This is a genomic window from Rhodococcus sp. 05-2254-6 (assembly GCF_002258565.1).
GTDB lineage: Bacteria > Actinomycetota > Actinomycetes > Mycobacteriales > Mycobacteriaceae > Rhodococcoides.
This window is the reverse complement of sequence record NZ_NOZF01000010.1, coordinates 1-14,615: the sequence shown is the minus strand read 5'-3', so window position 1 is coordinate 14,615 and position 14,615 is coordinate 1. Positions and strand designations below refer to the sequence as shown.

The 14,615-nt window shown below is 65.9% G+C and carries 14 protein-coding genes; 8 read left to right on the top strand and 6 right to left on the bottom strand.

All coding sequences use genetic code 11. From position 1 onward, the window contains the following. Positions 1 to 67: 67 nt before the first annotated feature. Complete coding sequence (locus CH256_RS01310) at positions 68 to 538, bottom strand: MFS transporter (RefSeq protein ID WP_256989324.1); 471 nt, start codon at positions 536 to 538, stop codon at positions 68 to 70. Positions 539 to 612: 74 nt separating this feature from the next. On the opposite strand from CH256_RS01310, the gene CH256_RS01305 reads away from it, so the two are divergent. Next, positions 613 to 1,134: a winged helix-turn-helix transcriptional regulator gene (locus CH256_RS01305; protein WP_094668671.1), complete on the top strand. Its 522-nt coding sequence runs from the start codon at positions 613 to 615 to the stop codon at positions 1,132 to 1,134. Between the two features lie 10 nt (positions 1,135 to 1,144). Here CH256_RS01305 and CH256_RS01300 read toward each other — a convergent pair whose 3' ends face one another. Continuing rightward, positions 1,145 to 1,570, bottom strand: a complete 426-nt coding sequence (locus CH256_RS01300) for an HIT family protein (protein WP_094639267.1) — start codon at positions 1,568 to 1,570, stop codon at positions 1,145 to 1,147. Between the two features lie 114 nt (positions 1,571 to 1,684). Between CH256_RS01300 and CH256_RS01295 the strand changes: the two genes are divergently transcribed. The 4 genes from CH256_RS01295 (at position 1,685) to CH256_RS01280 (ending at position 7,620) form a co-directional block, all read left to right on the top strand. Then, entirely contained in the window at positions 1,685 to 2,941 is a 1,257-nt protein-coding gene (locus CH256_RS01295) for a bifunctional glycosyltransferase family 2/GtrA family protein (RefSeq protein ID WP_094668670.1), read from the top strand. Continuing rightward, the gene (locus CH256_RS01290) at positions 2,938 to 4,968 is read left to right on the top strand and encodes a glycosyltransferase family 39 protein (RefSeq protein ID WP_256989323.1); all 2,031 of its coding nucleotides are present in this window, start codon (positions 2,938 to 2,940) and stop codon (positions 4,966 to 4,968) included. The genes CH256_RS01295 and CH256_RS01290 overlap by 4 nt, the downstream gene beginning before the upstream one ends. Positions 4,969 to 5,046: 78 nt before the next feature. Continuing rightward, the gene (purD, locus tag CH256_RS01285; RefSeq protein WP_094668669.1) at positions 5,047 to 6,297 is read left to right on the top strand and encodes a phosphoribosylamine--glycine ligase; all 1,251 of its coding nucleotides are present in this window, start codon (positions 5,047 to 5,049) and stop codon (positions 6,295 to 6,297) included. Positions 6,298 to 6,471: 174 nt separating this feature from the next. After that, positions 6,472 to 7,620, top strand: a complete 1,149-nt coding sequence (locus CH256_RS01280; RefSeq protein WP_094668668.1) for a pyridoxal phosphate-dependent aminotransferase — start codon at positions 6,472 to 6,474, stop codon at positions 7,618 to 7,620. Positions 7,621 to 7,652: 32 nt separating this feature from the next. Here the strand turns inward: CH256_RS01280 and CH256_RS01275 are convergent, their stop codons facing one another. Continuing rightward, on the bottom strand, positions 7,653 to 8,666 hold the full coding sequence (locus CH256_RS01275; protein ID WP_256989322.1) for a GntG family PLP-dependent aldolase: 1,014 nt from the start codon (positions 8,664 to 8,666) through the stop codon (positions 7,653 to 7,655). Between the two features lie 67 nt (positions 8,667 to 8,733). On the opposite strand from CH256_RS01275, the gene CH256_RS01270 reads away from it, so the two are divergent. Next, positions 8,734 to 9,372 (top strand): TetR/AcrR family transcriptional regulator, encoded by a 639-nt coding sequence (locus tag CH256_RS01270; RefSeq protein ID WP_045196709.1) that lies wholly within the window; start codon positions 8,734 to 8,736, stop codon positions 9,370 to 9,372. Positions 9,373 to 9,479: 107 nt separating this feature from the next. Here the strand turns inward: CH256_RS01270 and CH256_RS01265 are convergent, their stop codons facing one another. Then, a complete protein-coding gene (locus tag CH256_RS01265) occupies positions 9,480 to 10,130 on the bottom strand; it encodes a DsbA family oxidoreductase (protein ID WP_094668666.1) in 651 nt (216 codons plus the stop codon). 170 nt (positions 10,131 to 10,300) lie between these two features. On the opposite strand from CH256_RS01265, the gene purB reads away from it, so the two are divergent. Then, a complete protein-coding gene (purB, locus tag CH256_RS01260; RefSeq protein WP_094668665.1) occupies positions 10,301 to 11,719 on the top strand; it encodes an adenylosuccinate lyase in 1,419 nt (472 codons plus the stop codon). Here the strand turns inward: purB and CH256_RS01255 are convergent, their stop codons facing one another. Then, the gene (locus CH256_RS01255; RefSeq protein ID WP_094668664.1) at positions 11,720 to 12,511 is read right to left on the bottom strand and encodes an HAD-IIA family hydrolase; all 792 of its coding nucleotides are present in this window, start codon (positions 12,509 to 12,511) and stop codon (positions 11,720 to 11,722) included. A gap of 68 nt (positions 12,512 to 12,579) precedes the next feature. On the opposite strand from CH256_RS01255, the gene CH256_RS01250 reads away from it, so the two are divergent. Next, positions 12,580 to 12,996: an HIT family protein gene (locus CH256_RS01250; protein WP_094668663.1), complete on the top strand. Its 417-nt coding sequence runs from the start codon at positions 12,580 to 12,582 to the stop codon at positions 12,994 to 12,996. A gap of 72 nt (positions 12,997 to 13,068) precedes the next feature. Here CH256_RS01250 and CH256_RS01245 read toward each other — a convergent pair whose 3' ends face one another. Further along, positions 13,069 to 14,175, bottom strand: coding sequence for an ABC transporter substrate-binding protein (locus tag CH256_RS01245; protein WP_143536496.1), 1,107 nt, complete (start codon positions 14,173 to 14,175; stop codon positions 13,069 to 13,071). Between the last annotated feature and the right edge of the window lie 440 nt (positions 14,176 to 14,615).

Here is a 14,615-nt window from a genome sequence, read left to right as displayed (position 1 = left end):
GTGCAGGCATCGCTCTCGGCCCTCTGCTCGCCGCCGTACTGGATCGCTCGGCGAGTTGGCGTACGGCCTACGTGGTGCTCGCGATCGCCACGCTCGCACCCCAGACCCCGCTGGCCTTCGCGCGCACCGGACCGGCCGGGTGGGTGTGGGCGATGATGCCCAGGCTCGACGCGACGACGGCTGCGCCGCCGAGGCCCTGCAGAATGCGGGCGAGAACGAAGATCAGTGTGTTGGGGGCGAGTGCGCAGATTATCGCGCCGACGGCCAGGACCACCGCGCCGAGTGCGAACGTGCGGCGACGTCCGAAGTCGTCGGCGACCGTACCTGTGGTGAGCAACGCCGCGGCGAGGCCGATGCTCATGGAGCTGAGAATCCAGGTGCGTCCTGCGGCGTCGGACATCAGATCGACTGCGGTGCTGTTGATGGTCGCGAGCGGTGCGGTGAACGCCATCAGGGTCAGCAGGGTGCCGAGCGCTGCGATGGCGAGCGCGCGGGCGCTGTTCGCGGTGCCGGTGGGCGAGGGTGCAGTATCGGTCATCGTCGTCCTTGTGGTCTGGTGATCGAACTGTAAACGCCCAACTTGGTTCGGTCAACAGACTGTACTATCGCGCCATGGCACTCGGAATCGACTACGCCCGCCAGGACTGCTCCCTGGCCCGTGCCCTCGAACTCGTCGGTGAGCGATGGACATTGCTCATCGTGCGCGACTGCTTCTTCGGCGTCCGACGCTTCGGGGATTTCCAGGTCCACCTCGACATCTCCAAGGCCGTCCTGGCTCAGCGACTCGGCGCACTGGTCGACGCCGGGTTGCTCGAACGACTTCGTGTATCGGAGGGCGGACGCGAGAACTACGTTCCGACCGCCGCCCTCGAAGGACTCTGGCCCGCCGTCTTCGCCCTGAGCTACTGGGGTGAGGAACAGGCCGCGAAACCCGCAGGGAAGCGTCGACGATTCCTCCACGTGGACTGCGGAACCGACCTCGGGCCACTGGGGATGTGCCCCGAATGCGGGCTCGCGCCGGGACCGCACGACATCGACACCGACATCGGCCCGGGGTACGACCCCGACACTCGATCGGACGAGGTCTCGATGCAGCTTCGGACGCGTCGTCGGCTGTTGACTCCGCTTCGTTGAGCGAGATGCGTCAGTTCGGGACGTGAGCCTCGTGGCCGAGCTGACGTAGCGCTGCTCGGAGTTTGGCTGCGGCCTCGTCCTGCGACTCCGCCGACGGATTCGGGTCGGCACCGGAGATGTCGAAGTTGCCCATGTCGTAGGCCGGAAACACGTGCAGGTGCAGGTGCGGTACTTCGAGTCCTGCGATCAGCAGACCGGCGCGGGGAGCATCGAACGCGGTCCGTACGGCCTGACCGATGATCTGCGCGACGGCAGTGATCTTGGCGAACGCGGCACCGTCGACGTCCTGCCACTGGTCGATCTCCTCGCGCGGAACCACCAACGTGTGGCCCTGCGTGAGTGGCGCGATCGTCAGAAACGCAACCACGTCGTCGTCCTGCCACACGAAACGCCCCGGAATCTCACCGGCGATGATCTTGCTGAAAATGGAAGCCATGGGAACAGGATGCCCTACCCGACTCGACCGGGGCCGTACCAGTGGTCGTGGCTCCCAGGTAATTGCCAGGTCGGTCGCAGGGCGATTCAAGGTCCGGGCCCGATCGTTGTCGTCATGACAACGAATTCCCTCGCACGAGCAGCAGGCCCGCGGCCCGGCTCGAACGCCACGGCCACGCTAGAGGTGGTCATTCCGGTATACAACGAAGAGGCCGATCTCGAACAGTGCATTCGTCGTCTTCACGAGCATCTGGAGGACCGAATCCCGTTCCGGTCCTCGATCACGATCGCTGACAATGCCAGTACCGACGGAACACTCGCTGTCGCACGTCGACTCGCCGACGAGATCGACGGAGTCCAGGTTCACCATCTGGACGAGAAAGGGCGGGGCCGGGCACTCAAAGCAGTGTGGCTGGGGTCGGACGCCGATGTGGTGGCCTACATGGACGTCGATCTGTCCACCGATCTCAATGCGCTGATGCCGCTGATCGCACCGTTGATGTCCGGTCACTCGGACCTCGCCATCGGCTCGCGGCTCAACCGATCGTCCCGAGTGGTCCGCGGTGCGAAACGTGAATTCATCTCGCGCAGTTACAATTTCATTCTGCGTACCTCGCTGCGCGCCCGCTTCTCCGATGCGCAGTGCGGTTTCAAGGCCATGCGTACCGACGTCGCCCGACAGCTGTTGCCGCTCGTCGAAGACACCGGGTGGTTCTTCGACACCGAATTGCTCGTCATCGCAGAGAAAGTCGGCCTGCGTATCCACGAGGTGCCCGTGGACTGGGTCGACGACCCGAACAGCAGCGTCAACATCGTCGACACCGCCGTCAAGGACCTGCAGGGCTGCTGGCGCGTCGGGCGTGCCCTCGCCACCGGTGTACTGCCGGTCGCCGAACTTCGCCGAAGCCTGGGACGGGAGCCGCTCGTGCCCGGAGTACCGCACGGAATGATCAGTCAGATGGTGCGATTCGGCATCATCGGCATCGCCAGCACCATCGCCTACGCACTGCTGTACCTGATGCTGCATTCTCTCATCGGCGCGCAGGCCGCGAACTTCTTCGGGCTGTTGATCACCGCTGTGCTCAACACCGCGGCGAACCGTGCCTTCACCTTCGGCGTCCGGGGGCCCGACGGTGCAGGCAAACACCAACTGCAGGGGCTGGCGATCTTCGGCTTGGCTCTTCTCGTCACCAGTGGATCGCTCGCCGTGCTGCACGCCTGGGTTCCCGATGTGTCCCGGCACGTCGAACTCGCCGTCCTCATCGTCGCCAATCTCGTTGCCACCGTGTGCCGATTCGTCGCCCTGCGGTGGGTCTTTCGTAGCTCACTGGACGCAGGCTCGGAGTCCGCGAGTTCGGAGAAGAGCCTGTGACGACGACGATGGAGCGGCCCTCCGCGGCTGCCGATTCTGCACCGGCGACCTCCCCGCGCTGGGAATTGATCGGGCTGGTGGCTCTGCTCTTCGGAACCGGCGTTGCCTACATCTGGGGACTCGGCGCGTCGGGCTGGGCCAACTCCTTCTATTCCGCCGCGATACAGGCAGGTTCGGTGTCGTGGAAGGCCTTCTTCTTCGGATCCTCCGACGCCGCCAACTCGATCACCGTCGACAAGCCCCCGATGTCGCTGTGGCTGATGTCGTTGTCGGTACGCATCTTCGGACTCAACACCTGGGCGATGCTCGTACCCCAGGCTCTTCTCGGCGTCGCCTCCGTGGCACTGCTGCGCGCCACCGTCAAGCGTCGATTCGGTGGCGCGGCCGGTCTGCTCGCAGGCCTAATACTTGCCGTGACTCCGGTTGCCGCACTGATGTTCCGGTTCAACAATCCCGACGCGTTGCTGGTGCTGCTGATGATCGCCTCGGTGTGGGCGTTGCTGCGAGGCGTCGAGACCGGAAAGACCAAGTGGCTGTTGATCACCGGTATGTTCGTCGGATTCGGCTTCCTCACCAAGCAACTCCAGGTCATGCTCGTCGTTCCGCCGCTGGCTCTGACCTATCTGATCGCCGGGCCGCCGAAGTTCCTCACCCGGCTGTGGCAGCTGTTCGGCGCGCTGGGCGCGATGATCGTCTCGGCCGGATGGTGGATTCTGATCGTGGAATTCTGGCCGGCGTCCTCACGTCCGTGGGTCGGTGGCTCGCAGAACAACTCGATTCTCGAACTCACGCTCGGGTACAACGGATTCGGTCGCCTCAGTGGCGACGAGACCGGAAGTGTCACCCCCGGCCGCGGCGGTATGGGCGGCGACACGGCCGGGGGCATGGCGGGTGGGATGCCCGGTGGCATCTGGGGCGAGACCGGCATCTTTCGCATGTTCGACTCCTCCCAGGGCGGTCAGATCGCCTGGCTGATCCCGGCTGCGTTGATCCTGTTCGTCGTCGGACTAGTGTTGCGCGGCAAAACCCCTCGGACAGACGTGCAACGAGCTTCGCTGATCGTCTGGGGATCGTGGTTGCTGGTCACCGGTCTGACGTTCAGCTTCATGGCCGGAATCTTCCACGCGTACTACACCGTTGCGCTCTCGCCCGCCGTCGCTGCTCTCGTCGGCATCGGCAGTGTGGTGCTGTGGCGTCGACGCGAGACGTACTGGGTACGGATCGCGATGGCCGTCGCGGTGGCGTCGACCGTCGTGATGGCGTGGGTGTTGCTCGGTCGCAGTGAGAGTTTCGTGCCGTGGCTGAAGTGGGCGATTCTCGTCGTCGGAATCGTGGCGATCGTCGCGCTGCTGATCCCGGCACTGACTCGCGGCAGGCTGGCTGCGGCGTCGATCCTGGCGGTGATGTTCGCCGGACTCGCCGGACCGACCGCCTATGCGGTCGACACCATCGGCACCCCGCATACCGGAGCCATCGTCTCGGCCGGTCCCAACACCGGCATGCGCGGATTCGGCGGTATGGGCGAAGGCCGAGGCGGTCCGGGCGGGATGCAGTTGCCGGCCGGGGTCCAGATACCTGCCGGAATGCAACCGCCTGCGGGTTTCCCGGGTCAGGCCGGGGCTGCCGGCGGGGCCGAGATGGGCGGGACGGGTCGGGGTATGGGCGGCGGTATGGGTGGTCTGCTCGAAGGCAGTGCACCGACTGCGGCCATCACCGAGATGCTCGAGCAGGACGCCGACTCGTACACCTGGGTGGCAGCGGCCATCGGAGCCAACACCGCTGCGGGTTATCAACTGGCCACCGAGGATCCCGTCATGCCGGTCGGTGGATTCAACGGCACCGATCCCTCGCCGACCCTCGCGCAATTCCAGCAGTACGTCGCCGACGGAGAGATCCACTACTTCATCGGGAGCGGCGGCATGCCGGGCATGGAGTCGGGGACCTCGGCAGAAATCTCTGCCTGGGTCACCGAGAACTTCACCGCGACCACGGTCGACAACGTGACGTTCTACGACCTCACGCAGTAACACCGAACCACCACGAAAGAGCCCCGCGCCGTGACAGGTGCGGGGCGCTTTCGCGTCGAGCAGATAGTCTGATGCACTGTGCGCGTACTAGTCATAGGTTCCGGTGCTCGTGAGCACGCCCTCCTCCTTGCGTTGAAGGCCGATCCGTCGGTCGAGAAGCTCTTCGTGGCTCCCGGCAACGCAGGCACCGCGAAGCTCGCCGAGCAACACGCGGTCGACGTCGCCTCCGGTGAGGCGGTGACCGCGCTGGCGAAGAAGGTCGAAGCCGATCTCGTCGTCATCGGACCGGAGGTTCCACTGGTCCTCGGCGTGGCCGACGCCCTCCGTCAGGCCGGCATCGCTGCGTTCGGCCCGTCCGCCGATGCTGCGCGCATCGAAGGGTCCAAGGCCTTCGCCAAGGACGTGATGGCAGCGGCCGGTGTGCGGACCGCGCACAGCGAAATCGTCGACTCGCCCGCCCTGCTCGACGCAGCCCTCGACCGTTTCGGCCCCCATTGGGTGGTCAAGGACGACGGCTTGGCCGCAGGCAAGGGTGTCGTCGTCACCACCGATCGCCTCATCGCCCGCGATCACGCAGCGGAGCTCCTCGAGAACGGTCACCCGGTACTGCTCGAATCGTTCCTCGACGGACCCGAGGTCTCCCTCTTCTGCCTCGTCGACGGCGAGACCGTGGTGCCACTGCTGCCCGCGCAGGACCACAAACGCGTCGGCGACGGAGACACCGGACCCAACACCGGCGGCATGGGTGCGTACACCCCGCTGCCGTGGCTGCCCGAGGGTGCCGTCGAGGAGATCGTCCGTGATGTGGTGAAACCCGTTGCCGCCGAGATGGTCGCGCGCGGTGTGCCGTTCTCCGGTCTGCTGTACGCGGGTCTTGCCATGGGTGCCGACGGCGCGGCGGTCGTCGAATTCAACTGCCGCTTCGGCGATCCCGAGACCCAGGCGGTGCTCGCGCTGCTCGACTCACCTCTCGGTGAAGTGTTGAACGCGACGGCAACCGGCACACTTGCGTCACTTCCTCCGCTGCGCTGGAAGGACGGCGCGGCCGTCACCGTCGTCATCGCCGCCGAGAACTACCCCGGTCGACCACGCACCGGCGACGAAATCCTCGGCGCCGAAGGCGACGGCGTGCTGCATGCCGGCACCGCGGTGAAGGACGGTGCGGTCGTCTCCGCGGGTGGACGCGTGCTCAGCGTGGTCGGCACCGGATTCGACCTCACCGCCGCCCGAGACGACGCCTACTCCCGTATCGCGGGAATCCGATTGCCGGGCAGCCACTTCCGGACGGACATCGGCCTGGCTGCGGTGGAGGGTCGAATCACGCTGTAGGTGCGGTGAGTGGGCCGGCGTCGGCCGGCGTGTTCCAGCAAACGCGCGCGCGTTCGTGAGACGCGCGCAGAATTGCCGGAGGTTGCCAGTCGATCTTGCGCGCACTTGGCGAACGCGCGCGCGTTTGCAAAGGTCGGAGGTACCGAGCGAGTCGGGATCAGTAGGGTCGAAACAATGCACAACGAATCGCAGCGATCGAAGGTCGAGCCGTTCCATGTGATGGATGTGTTCGCCGCGGCGGCCGAGCGGGCCCGTACACATGGCGACGTGCTCTCTCTTGCTGCAGGTCAACCCTCCACCCGAGCGCCCGAGCCGGTATTGCGCGCTACCCGCGAGGCTCTGGATTCGCATCTGCTGGGGTACACCGAGACGCTGGGGATTCTGCCGCTGCGTCGCGCGATCGCCGAGCACCACAGCGCGCGGTACGGCATCACCGTCGACGCCGCGGACGTGGTGATCACGACCGGCTCGTCGGGCGCGTTCACGTTGCTGTTCCTCGCAGCGTTCGACGCGGGGGATACCGTCGTGATGGCCAGGCCCGGCTATCCGGCGTATCGAAACACGTTGGCGGCGTTGGGCTGCCGCGTCGTCGAGCTCGACTGCCTCGAAAGCACGCGATTCCAACCGACCGTCGCGATGCTCGAGGAGCTGCCCGAGCCGCCCGCGGGTCTGATCATCGCGAGCCCCGCCAATCCCACCGGCACGATCATCGACGCGGACGAACTCGCCGCCATCGCGCGCTGGTGCGACGAGCACGGAACCCTGCTGATCTCGGACGAGATCTACCACGGCATTTCCTACGGCAATGCGCATACGTCGAGCGCATGGGAGACATCGAAAGAATCGGTCGCCATCGGATCGGTGTCGAAGTACTTCTCGATGACCGGGTGGCGACTCGGTTGGGTGCTGCTGCCGACCCGATTGCGCAGGGCCGTCGAACGATTGGCGTCGAACATGACGGTGTGCCCACCGGCGATCTCCCAGGTGGCGGCCATCGCGGCGTTCACCGAGGAGTCGCGCGTCGAGCTGGATTCACACGTCGAACGCTACGCCGTCAATCGCCGAATACTGCTCGACGGTTTGCCGGCCCTGGGCATCACCGATCTCGCACCGGCCGACGGTGCCTTCTACGTCTACGCCGACATTGCGCACCTCACCGACGATGCACGGAGTTGGTGCGCGCGAGTGCTGTCCGAGACCGGCGTCGCACTGGCACCGGGCGTCGACTTCGACACCGTGCGTGGCAATCACACGGTGCGATTCTCGTTCGCCGGGACGACCGCCGATGTCGAAGAGGCGTTGGAGCGACTTCGTCGCATGTGAGCGAAACTTCGACCCCCACTACGAGGTTCTGCTCACGTGCGGCGCAGCCGCTCCAGTACCTCGGAGATATCGGCGGCGTCGACGTCGCGGTGGGTCACGAAGCGCACCTTGCCCGCGACGGTCACCGCGGCGATCCCCAGCTCGGCCAGCTCGGTGACCGTCGTCGCCGGGTCGGGAACAGTGGCGAGGACGATGTTGGTCTCCGGCTCCGCCACGTCCCAGCCTCGCTCGCGCAGCCCGGAAGCGAGGGTCGACGCATTGGCGTGATCGTCGGCGAGATCACCGATTCGATCCAACGCGACGAGCCCGGCGGCGGCCAACACTCCACCCTGACGGACGCCGCCGCCCAACATCTTTCGGACGCGTCGCGCCTCGTGGATACGTGCGGAGTCCGAGACGAGCATCGAGCCGACCGGTGCGCCGAGGCCCTTGCTGAGGCAAACCTGCACCGTGTCGGCACCGGCAGCGAGCGACGCGATCGGAACATCGAGGGCGACAGCGGCATTCCACAGGCGCGCGCCGTCCAGATGGACCTTCAGTCCGCAATCACGGCCGGTGGCAACGAGTTCCGCCCATTCGTCCGGACCGAACACAGTACCGCCGGCGAAGTTGTGGGTGTTCTCGAGCGACAGCAGCGTCGTCCGTAGCGAGAAGTACGGTCCGGCACCGCCGGCTTTCGCACGCACCGTCGACGCGAGAGGGCGGCCGGGACCACCGTCGTGGGGGAGGGCGTCGGGCATCCCGCCTGCCAGCCATGCGGCGGTACCGAGCTCGGACCCCAGCACGTGCGCGTGCTCGGGGGCCAGGAAGCGATCGCCGCGCTGCAGATGCAGCATCAGCGCGATGATGTTGCCCATCGAACCCGACGGAACCCACAGTGCCGACTCGAACCCGAGCAGACCTGCGACCGCTTCTTCCAGCGCTGCCATCGTCGGATCGTGATCGAGGACGTCGTCGCCCACTTCGGCGTCGGCCATGGCTTTTCGCATGACCGAATCGGGTCGGGTGATGGTGTCGGAGCGAAGGTCGATCGTTCGATGTGCCACGAGCAACGACAATTCCATAGCGCGAAAGCAGTCCGACGAACGGCCTCGAGCTGGCACGATGACTTGAATGTCCGCAGGTCCGACCGAGTCGCAGCACAAGGTGTCGGGTGCGACTCCGAAGGGGGTGCGCCGCCGGCAGGCACTGGCGTCTGCGGCCGCGGACCTTCTCGTCGAGGGCGGCTTCGACGCGGTGCGACACCGATCGGTGGCCGCGCGAGCCGGGCTTCCTCTCGCGTCGACCACCTACTATTTCGAGTCTCTCGGGGACCTGGTGGCCGCGGCGGTCGACGTCGTCGGAACCCGTGAGATCGACGTCATGCGCGGCCGCATCGAGGACGAGGGCAAGTGCTCGAACGAAATGGAATCGACGGTCGACCTCATCGTCGACCTGCTGATCGGGCCGCAGGACGGCCACGAGCAGCTGATCGCGAGATACGAACGCTTCATCGCCTCGGCCCGGCATCCCGAACTACGAGAAGTGCAGCTGCGGCTGCGCGCCCAGATCGACGACCTGCTCACCGACGTCCTGCGCAGATCGGGCCGAACCGTGCAGGAAGAGCAGCTACGACGACTCGTGGCAGTGGTAGACGGGGCCGTCGTCGGAGCGCTCAGCGAAGTGGACCCCGACCCGCGCCACATGGCCCGAAGCATGCTCTTGGCCGTCATCGACATAGTGGCACCGGCGGAACAGGTGCCGGCCGACTGACTGCTAGTAGTTCTCGCCGGACTCTGCGTCTCGGATCGGCGGCACCTCGCACACACCGTCCTCGCAGACGGGGCCGTGGTCGTCGCCGACCATCTCCAAAGGACCGCTCATGAGTCGGCAGCAGCCTTCTGCAGGACGTCGGCGAATACCGACGGTTCCTGCGCGCCCGACACACCGAGCCGTCCGTCGATCACGAAGAACGGCACGCCGCTGATTCCATAGGCGATGGCCTGTTCCTTGTCCGCGCGCACTGCCGGCAGGAACTCCTCGGACTTCAGCGCCCGGGCGGCCTCGTCACGGTCGAGGCCGACTTCCGCGGCCAGGTCGGCGAGGTCCTCTGTGCGGCCGACGTGGCGGCCCTCCTCGAAATAGGCCGCCAGGAGTCGTTCCTTCATCTCCACCTGCTTGCCCTTCGACTTGGCGAAGTGCAGGAGCTCGTGCGCCTTGACGGTGTTGGTGTGCTGCACGGCGTCGAAGTCGTACGCGAGCCCCTCGCCTGCGGCCAGCTCGGTCATCTGCGCCAACATCTGCGTGACCTGGGCGGCCGGCATACCTTTGTGCGAGACGAGAAAGTCGACCTCGCTGCCGTCGAATTCGACCGGTGTGTCGGGTGCCAGCTCGAACGAGTGGAACTCCACCTCGAGCGTTCCGCCCCCGGCGGTGAACTCCGCAGCGCCTGCCTCGAAACGGCGCTTGCCGACGAAGCACCACGGGCACGCGATGTCGGACCAGATGTCGACCTTCACTGTTCGGCTCACGACGGCTCCAACATCGGAGCGCGCGTCGGTTATTCCACGTGGCACCGCAGCCGCCGGCACCAGGAAAAGGGCGGCGTACGCGATCGCGGGAGGCCGGTACTGGAGTCCTTTTCCGAAACAGTGCAGTCGTCTTCCGAGACCGACAACTGCGCCACGTAAGCTGGACGCTCGTGAGCATCCCGAATGTCCTGGCCACCCGTTACGCGAGTCCCGAACTGGTGGAGCTGTGGTCGCCGGAGCACAAGATCGCCCTCGAACGCCAACTGTGGATCGCCGTGTTGCGCGCGCAGTCCTCACTCGGAGTCGACGTCCCCAACGCGGCCATCGCGGACTACGAAGCCGTCGTCGATCAGGTGGATCTCGCGTCGATCGCCGAGCGTGAGCGCGTCACCCGGCACGACGTCAAGGCCCGCATCGAGGAGTTCAACGCCCTCGCCGGCCACGAGCACATTCACAAGGGGCTCACCAGTCGCGACCTCACCGAGAACGTCGAGCAGCTGCAGATTCTGCGCTCACTCGAGCACGTCCACGCGCACGGCGTCGCCGTCGCGAAGAGGCTGGCCGAGCGTGCTGCCGAGTACTCCTCGCTGGTGATGGCCGGTCGCAGTCACAATGTCGCAGCTCAGGCGACCACTCTGGGCAAGCGTTTCGCGTCGGCCGCCGACGAGCTGCTGTTGGCCCTGTCCCGGGTGCAGGAGCTGATCGCGCGCTACCCGCTGCGCGGCATCAAGGGCCCGATGGGTACCTCGCAGGACATGCTCGACCTGTTCGGCGGCGACTCCGCCAAGCTCGTCGCGCTCGAGCGCATCGTCGCCGATCACCTCGGTTTCCGGCACACGATGACGAGCGTCGGCCAGGTGTACCCCCGTTCGCTCGACCACGAGGTCGTGTCCGCGCTGGTCCAGATCGGTGCCGGACCGTCCTCGTTCGCCCACACCGTTCGCCTGATGGCAGGCCACGAACTCGTCACCGAAGGCTTTCAGGCGGGCCAGGTGGGCTCGTCGGCAATGCCGCACAAGATGAACACCCGTTCGTGCGAGCGGGTCAACGGCCTGCAGGTGGTGCTGCGCGGCTACGGCTCGATGGCCGCCGAGCTCGCCGGAGCTCAGTGGAACGAGGGCGACGTCTTCTGTTCCGTCGTGCGCCGCGTCGCGCTGCCCGACGCCTTCTTCGCCATCGACGGTCTCATCGAGACCTTCCTGACGGTGCTCGACGAATTCGGTGCGTACCCGGCCGTCATCGCCAAGGAACTCGACCGCTACCTGCCGTTCCTCGCGACGACCAAGGTGCTCATGGCCGCCGTGCGCGCAGGCGTCGGACGCGAGACGGCGCACGAGGCGATCAAGGAACACGCCGTCGCCGTCGCGCTGGCGATGCGTGAGCAAGGACTGGAACCGGACCTGCTCGACCGTCTGGCCGCCGACGATCGGCTGCCACTCGACCGCGCTGCCCTCGATGCTGCACTGGCCGACAAGACGGCATTCGTCGGTGCCGCCGACGCTCAGGTCAGTGCGGTCGTCTCGGCAGTGGAGCGTCTGATCGCGAAGTTCCCCGCCGGGGCGTCGTACAGCCCGTCGCCGATTCTGTAGTCAGGAGAGGACACCGGGAAGGTCGGCCACGGAGTCGATCACGTGGTCGGGTTCCATCGCGAATTCGTCGGTGATGCGTCGGTCGAGCACGTCCTGACGGAACTTCCCGGTGCGAACGAGCACGCCGGTCATCCCGACGACCTGGGCGGCGAGGACGTCGTTGTCGAGGTCGTCGCCGACCATGACGACGTCGTCCGGGTCGACCCCCATCCGCTCGGACGCCGTGCGGAATCCCAGCGGAGCGGGCTTACCGATGGCCTTCGCGGTATGTCCTGACGCCTGTTCCATACCTCCGAGGTACATGCCGGTGTCGATGCGCAGCCCGGCGCCGGTGCTCCACATCAACGAACGGTGCATCGCGACCACGGGAATGCCCCGGCACAGCCAGTCGTAGACGCGGCTGAGCCGCTCGTGGGTGAACTCCGGCCCTGCCCCACCGACGACGACGACATCGGGATCCTCGGACGTCTCGTCGACGAATTCGATTCCCGGCATGTCGCCTGCGATCTCACCGTTGTTGATCAGGACCACCCGCGCGTCCGGATAGTTCTCACGCAGATGATCCGCGGTGAGCGACGCGGCCGTGACGATCTCGTCCGAGTGCACGTCGAGTCCCACCTCGCGCAGCGCCGTAGCGATCTGTCCACGGGTTTTGGACGTCGTATTCGTCAGGAAGGCGCGAGCAATGTCCTTGCTGTCCAGGTACTTCAGAGTCTCTGCTGCCCCTGGCACCGCCTGCCACGACGTGACGAGAACGCCGTCGATGTCGAAGAGAACCCCGCCGATGCTCATCGGCAAACAGTAGTCTCCGGGCCCGGGCCGCGCAGCTTCAGAGCCCCGAGCGCCTACGCTCGGAAGGTGTGAACCCCTACACGATTTTCGCCGAGATCATTGCCGGGACGGCCGAGGCTTCTCGCGTCCACGAGGACGAGACAGCGATTGCGTTCATGGACATCAGGCCGCTCACCAGCGGACATGTGTTGGTGGTGCCCAAGGAGCAGTATCGGACGCTGGCGGAGTTGCCGCCGGAGATCGGCGCGCACCTGTTCGTGGTGGGGCAGAAGGTGGCCGCCGCTGTGCGTGCCAGCAATTCGCGTGTCGCCGGCGTCAACTTCTTTCTCGCCGACGGCACGGTCGCCGGTCAGGAAATCTTCCACGTGCATCTGCACGTCATCCCACGCATGATCGGGGACGGCTTCGGCCTGCGGGCTCGGCCGTCGTCGCCGCAACGATCGGAACTGGACCGGCAGGCCGGAGAGATCGCAGCCGCGCTGTGATGGCCGCCTCGACGAAGTTCGGGGCCACCGGCAGGTGCCTTCCGGTGACCCCGTGGCTCATGGTCCGCCGAATTACTCGGGCGTGACCTTCTTCGCCTTGGACAGCGCGTCGGCATAGATGTCGATTGTGTTCGTGTAGCGGCTGTAGCTCTTGTTGGCACCGTAGTCCCACAACACCATCTGCTGCTTGTCGACGGCAGCGATGGTGTCGAAGGCCGGGTAGCGGCTCGGAATATCGGCGAGCTTCACGTCGGCGGCGTTGGCGACGTCGTGATAAACGAACGCGACGTCGGCGTCGACGGTCGACACGTTCTCCCACGACACCTTCTTCCAGTACCCGTCATCGGTGCCGTCGGGGGTGTACATCTTCAGGCCCCACCGTTGGTAGTCGCTGAAGTCCGGGTCTGCCGACGGATCGAGGACGTAAGCGACGTCGAGTGGCCAGACGCCGACGCTGGTGAGGTCCTGACTCTCGGAGGCAACCTTCTCGAAGTTCGCGACAGCGGCGTCGAATTCGGCCTTGATGTCGGCCAGTTGTGGCGTGTCGAGGTCGACGCCGAGCGAGGATGCGAGTCCGGCGTAGTTCTCGATGGTCTGTGCCGTCGAGGTCGTATCCAAGGTGACCCCCAGAGTGGGGGCGAGCTGATCGATCGTGTCGGCCTTGGACGAGTCGGCTGTGGTGGTCAGTTTGCCGAACTGGCCGAATCGAGGGTTGTACTCGCCGATGACGAGATCCGGTTCGAGGCTGGCGGCTTTCTCGACATCGAATGTCCCCCAACTCTCGCCGACCGATTCGATGCCCGTGAGATCGGAGCAGCTCAGAATCGGGCTGGTGGACATCGGAGTGGTCGACCAGATGGCGATGGGTCTGATGCCGTAAGACATCAGCGCTGCTGCCGATTCCTCGTCGGCGATGATTCTCGTCGGCTGAGCATCGAGCGAAATCGTGCGTCCGCGACCGTCGGTGTACGTGAACGGTCCCGATGCTCGGTCGACTGCATCGACGAGGTCGTTCTCGCCGCACGCGGCGGGGTTCGCGTTCAGGTCGACGACCTCGGTGTCGGTGGTGCCGCCGCTGCACGCTGCAGCGACGAGAAGCACGAGCACCGCGATACCTCCAGTGAGGGCGCGAGGGCCGGTTGTGTATCGCCCCATGGTGCGGATTCTTGTCGAAGACATGCGCTCACTTTCGCGTTCGATGATGGACGGTGAACCGACGAGATCGAGGGCCACACACGTGTCCGGGCGCACTCGACGCACGACGGAGCCGTTGTAGACCAGGAGATGTTAGGTTAGCCTACGGTAGGCAAGTAGCGCTGTTCATGACATCGAGCCAGGACGCTGGGCACTGCCGAGACGGCCATCGACGGACCCTCGCCGGCGTCACCCCGAATCTCGTCCGCAAGTAGAAGGAGACGCTCTATGCACCGCACCGAGCTCGGTGGAGCGATCCACCGTGTAGGCCTCGTTCATGCCGATCTGCACCTCGCCGGCCCCGCCGATGGAACCGCGGGGGCGAGCCGTCGATGACCTCGCACAACGATTTTTCCGACGGCACCTACGACATCGTCGGGGTCGGCTTCGGGCCCTCGAATCTGGGCCTGGCGATCACGATGGAA